This is a genomic window from Bradyrhizobium sp. Leo170, from assembly GCF_004296405.1.
Classification (GTDB): Bacteria; Pseudomonadota; Alphaproteobacteria; order Rhizobiales; family Xanthobacteraceae; genus Bradyrhizobium.
The window spans coordinates 1-5,245 of sequence record NZ_PSRR01000460.1 but is presented as its reverse complement, the minus strand read 5'-3'; the positions used below and the strand labels follow the sequence as shown (position 1 = coordinate 5,245).

The window sequence follows — 5,245 nt, the reverse complement described above, 5'->3', positions numbered from 1 at the left end:
CGCGCGGCTGATGGCGGTGGCGGTTGCGGTCATGGCGCGGGCGACGCTCCTCGGAGCGGCCGCCGGGGCGCCAGACTTCGACCAGTTGCGGTTCGGCCGGGGTCTCGGCTGCGGCGGGCGCAGCAATCGCTTCGGCGGGTGCGGCCTCCTCAGTGCTGACTGAAGCCTCGGCTGTAGCCTCCGTCGGCATCGGTTCTGCCGGCGCGTCGGCGGGGACCTCTGCGGGAATGGCTGACTCCGCCTGTACTTCGGCAACTGGATCTGCCTGCGCCTCGATCGCCTCAGGCTCCGGCTGCGCTTCAGCCACCGGCTCTGCCTGCGCCTCGGTCACCTCAGGCTCGGGCCGCGCTTCAGCCACCGGCTCTGCGGCGGCTGTCGCTGGTTCCTCGCTCGGCGCAGGCGCCACGGTAACTTCGGGCAACAGCGCCGCGGATGGGCTAACCTCATCGGACGCGGGCAGCTCGGCGGCTACTTCTTCCACCGGTGCCTCCGCCGCAGCCTCGGCAGGCGCTTCCACCGGCGGGGTCTCGGCGGACACTGTCTCGACCACTTCCACCGGCTTCGGCGGCGGGGCCGGGCGGCGTTCCATGCGATAGCCGAGCGCGCGCAGGACCGAGGCGAAATCCTCGCCGGCCGAGCCGGTGAGCGAGGTCATCGCCTGCGTCACCACGAAGCCGCGGCCGTCGAATGCGCCCGCGGGCTTCTCGCCGGCCGAGCCCTCGCGCCAGGCCAGTGCGGGACGGATCAGGTCCGCCAGCCGCTCCAGGATGTCGACGCGCACCGCGCGCTCGCCGCACTGCTTGTAGCCGAGCACGCGATAGGCATCGCGCGGCAATGCCTTGTCGATCGGGAACGAGGTGCGCCCGCTCGACGCCAGATGCTGCACATTGGAGAGCGCCGAGAGATCGACATTGTCCTGCTTCTCGGCCCAGAGCAGCGAGGCCAACGCGCGTGCGGCCGGCTTCAGGAGCTGCGGGAAATAGATGTGGTAGGCCCCGAACCGCACGCCGTATTTGCGCAGCGTCGCCCGCGAGGGCTGGTCGAGATCCTTCATCTCGGACGAGATCTTGGTCCGCTCCAGCACGCCGAGCGCTTCCACGAGCTGGAACGCGATGCCGCGTGCAATGCCTTGCAGATCCTCCGCCTTCGACAGGTCGAACAGCGGCCCGAGCAATTTCGTAATATGCGTCTTGAGCCAGAGATCGAGCCGGTTCTGCACGGCCTCGCGCGGCGCGCCGGTCAGCCGCTCGTCGGAGATGATGCGCAAGCGCGGATGCAGCGCGTCGTCGGCCGCGACGAGTTTGGCCACCGCATCGCCGGTCCAGCGGATGGTGCCGTCGGAGGTCAGCACGAAGGTTTCGTCCGGTGCGGCGCTCAGTTTCTCGGCCCGCGTGTCGATCTCGCGCGCCAGCACCTGCTGCGCTGCGGCCTGCAGCGCCTTGGCATCTGAGCCCGCTTCCGCCGCGTCAGGCGCAAAAGTGAATCCGTCGAGCCGGCCGATCACATGCCCCTCGACGATGACTTCGCCGGTCTTGCCGATTTCAGTATTCAAAACAGAGTTCTCCCGCAGGCGGCGCATCAATACACTGGTACGCCGATCAACGAAACGCTCCGTGAGCCGTTCATGCAGCGCATCGGATAATTTATTTTCGAGCTCGCGCGTGATCCCCTGCCAATGTTCGGGATCGGACAGCCAGTCCGGCCGGTTCGCGACGAAGGTCCAGGTGCGCACCTGAGCGATCCGGCCCGACAGCGTGTCGATGTCGCCGTCGACGCGGTCGGCCTGATCGACCTGGGCGGCAAACCATGCATCGGGAATACGCCCCTTTTGCATCAGGAAGCCGTAAACGGTGGTCACAAGCTCGGCATGGGCGGCCGGCGAGAGCTTTCGGTAATCGGGTATCTGACAAGTCTCCCATAGCCGCTCGACGGCGGTAGCGCCATGCGCCATGTCGCGCACCTCGGCATCGCGCGCGGCATGGTCGAGCACGCGCATGTCTTCCGCGATCGGCGCCCTCGTCAGCACCTCATGCGAAGGCGGCAGCGACAGTGAGACCTGCAGGCTGCCGAGCGAGGAGAAATCCAGCTTCGAATTGCGCCATTGCAGCATTTTCACGCTGTCGAAGGTGTGGTTCTGCAGCGCGTTCACCAGTTCCGGCTCGAACGGCGCGCAGCGGCCCGTAGTGCCGAAGGTACCATTGCGCGTCGCGCGCCCCGCGCGTCCGGCGATCTGCGCGAACTCGGCCGGCGTCAGGCGGCGGAACTGATAGCCGTCGTATTTGCGGTCGGAGGCAAAGGCGACGTGATCGACGTCGAGATTCAGCCCCATGCCGACGGCGTCGGTGGCGACGAGGTAATCGACGTCGCCGTTCTGGAACATTGCGACCTGCGCATTGCGCGTGCGCGGCGAGAGCGAGCCGAGCACGACCGCCGCGCCGCCATGCTGGCGGCGGATCAATTCCGCAATCGCATAGACCTCGTCCGCCGAGAACGCGACGATCGCGGTGCGCCGCGGCTGCCGCGTGATCTTGCGGTCGCCGGCGAATTCGAGCGTCGAGAGCCTTGGCCTTGTGATGATGGAGGCGCCGGGCAGCAGCCGCTCGATGATGGGACGCATCGTCGCAGCCCCCAGCAGCAGCGTCTCATCGCGGCCGCGCCGATTGAGGATGCGGTCGGTGAAGACATGCCCGCGCTCGAGATCGGCCGCGATCTGGATCTCGTCGACCGCAAGGAACGAGACGTCGAGATCGCGCGGCATCGCCTCGACCGTCGAGACCCAGAAGCGCGGCGACTTCGGCTTGATCTTCTCCTCGCCGGTGATCAGCGCGACGCTCTCGGGCCCAGCGCGATCGGCGATCTTGTTGTAGACCTCGCGCGCCAAGAGCCGCAGCGGCAGCCCGATCAGTCCGGACGAATGCCCAAGCATGCGCTCGATGGCGAGATGCGTCTTGCCGGTATTGGTCGGCCCGAGCACGGCGGTGACGCCGGCGCCGGGCGCGCGCTCATGGGCGAAGGGAGGAGAGGAAAGAGCCATGATGTTCTTGATACTTTTCTTGGTGCTTGTCGGCCGCGAACGCTATCTCAGTTCCTCATCCTGAGGAGCGCGGAACGCGCGTCCCGAAGGATGAGGTCCGGATATATCCATGCATTCCCGCTTGCCATAGGCATCGGGGGCCCCCGCCCCTCGAGACAGTCGCTCGGGCGACCTCCTCAGGGTGAGGGGGATAAAGCTGTTCATGTGCCGGCACTTCCGCAAAAAATTGTCTCACAATGCGACGGCCCCTCCGCCGCGGCTTAAGCTTCGGAACGAGTCTAGAACGAATCGCGGCCGAATCGCTGACTCCACTGCCGTTCTCCTCCGTTCACCGCAACATGTCGCGGCGGCGCTTAAGTTCCAGCACTAGATGGGGTTTGAGGATAGTCACGGCGCGGGCAAATTCCTTAAAATCGTTGAGATGCGGAGTCGAATCAGAAGCGGCAAAGAGTCAACAGGATTCCTGTTTCTCCGTCATTCCGGGGCGTCCGCAGGACGAGCTATGATGTGCTCTTGCACATCAGAGAATCCATTGGGCCGCATGCACCAGCGGAGAAATGGATTCCGGGCTCATCGCTTCGCGATGCCCCGGAATGACGGTGCGCAGCCTCACTGCGTCTTCGCCACCCGCGGCGGCGTGGCCGACGTCACGAACGACGTCGCCTCCAGCATGGCCAGCCCGAACGGCGTCGGGATCTTGACGCGGTACGGGATCAGGATGCGCGTGCCCGCGATCGGCACGAAGGCGATCTCCATGTTGCGCGCTTCGGCGAGATACTTGATCACGGGACGGTCGGGGATATAGCCCGCGATCGGCGTGAAATAGATCGCACAGACCAGCGCCGGGCCCTGATAGCCCTTCTCCGCCTTGACCATTTCCACGCGCTTGAAATCGAGCTTCAAATCGTAGCGCAACCGGCCGTCGAAAATGCCCGCGCTGGTGCGGCAGCTATCCGGGCTCATCAGTTCGCCCGTGCCCGGCACCCGCAGGAGCGAGCCGGTCATCGGATCGTACACGTTCTTCTTGTGGGCCTCGGTGACCGGGATCCGGTTCGGATCGACCGGCGGCTCCGGCTCGATCACGGTTTCCCTGATGCTGCCGCCGCCGAGCGCCATCCGGATGATCTCGGATTTCTTGTAGCTGTTATAGTTGACGGTATAGCCCGATGCCACCAGCGCGCCATTGACCACGCGCCCCTGGGACCCGCCCATCCCGCCGGCTCCGGCAAATGCCTTCAAGAGCCCGGCGGTGCCGCCCTGCGCTATCGCGGAAAAGGTGTCGTCGCCGATCTCGATGGTCCAGCTTCCCTTGCCGACAGCGATACCGGCCAGCGAGGCCTCGTACTGCGCATCCAGCCGGCCCTGCGCGAGTGCGCCCTCCGGCAACAGCATGAACAGCGCGCCGGCGCACAACAGCCAGGATTCCCTCACGGAGGGCAGAAAACTGCTGAAAATGCTCACAAACTTAACGATCCTGTCGTCGGTGCCAGAGATCATTTGGGAAGAAATGACCGGCAAGCAACGCGGGCGAAAACGGAACCACCTTACGAGCCTGAATACGCCCTTTATATGGTAGGTTAAACCGCTGAACGGCCTTGTGAACGTGCAGGTTTTGGGCTCCATAGCGTTTTACCGGCTGGCGCAAAGAAAACGCGTCAAATTAGGAGTTTCAGGGCCCCGGAACGAGGCCCTGAAAGCTATAAACCTTGACGCTTCGCGGCTCACCCCCTATACGTCCGCGGTTCCTGGAAAATGGACGTGGAATTGGACCCCCGCCGCGCGCGGCGCGCGCTGTTGGTTTAGCGGGGATGGAAGAGGATTTGAATAATGTCGCGGCGCTGTGAACTGACGGCCAAGGGCCCGCAAGTGGGCCACAAGGTGAGCCACTCGAACATCAAGACCAAGCGGCGTTTCCTGCCGAACCTCTGCAACATCACCTTCCAGTCGGAATCGCTCGGCCGCAACATCCGCCTGCGCGTCTCCTCGAATGCGATTAAGAGCGTCGACCACAACGGCGGCCTCGATGCGTTCCTGCGGAAGGCGAATGCCGCGCACCTCTCGCCGCGCGCGCTGGAGCTGAAGCGGCAGATCGAGAAGAAGCAGGCAGCGGCTGCGGAGAAGAAGGCGAGCTGAGCGTTCGCTGTATCAGAGTAGCGGTTTGAGAGTTTGAACGGCCGGGTCGAAAGACCCGGCCGTTTTTTGTTTTGGCTC

General features: G+C 64.8%; 3 protein-coding genes. 1 reads left to right on the top strand and 2 read right to left on the bottom strand.

Features of this window, described 5'->3' with window-relative positions:
- A partial coding sequence (locus CWO89_RS40330) for a helicase-related protein (protein ID WP_130583827.1) occupies positions 1–3,034 on the bottom strand: 3,034 nt, incomplete at its 3' end.
- A gap of 609 nt (positions 3,035–3,643) precedes the next feature.
- Positions 3,644–4,495, bottom strand: a complete 852-nt coding sequence (locus CWO89_RS40325; RefSeq protein WP_463698900.1) for a DUF3108 domain-containing protein — start codon at positions 4,493–4,495, stop codon at positions 3,644–3,646.
- A gap of 366 nt (positions 4,496–4,861) precedes the next feature.
- Here CWO89_RS40325 and rpmB point away from each other — a divergent pair, with 366 nt between their 5' ends.
- On the top strand, positions 4,862–5,167 hold the full coding sequence (rpmB, locus tag CWO89_RS40320) for a 50S ribosomal protein L28 (protein WP_130583826.1): 306 nt from the start codon (positions 4,862–4,864) through the stop codon (positions 5,165–5,167).
- Positions 5,168–5,245: the final 78 nt, after the last annotated feature.

Bases quoted from the DNA above. Each gene is read 5' to 3' on its own strand.
- rpmB (WP_130583826.1), top strand. From the start codon at position 4,862: ATGTCGCGGCGCTGTGAACTGACGGCCAAGGGCCCGCAAGTGGGCCAC.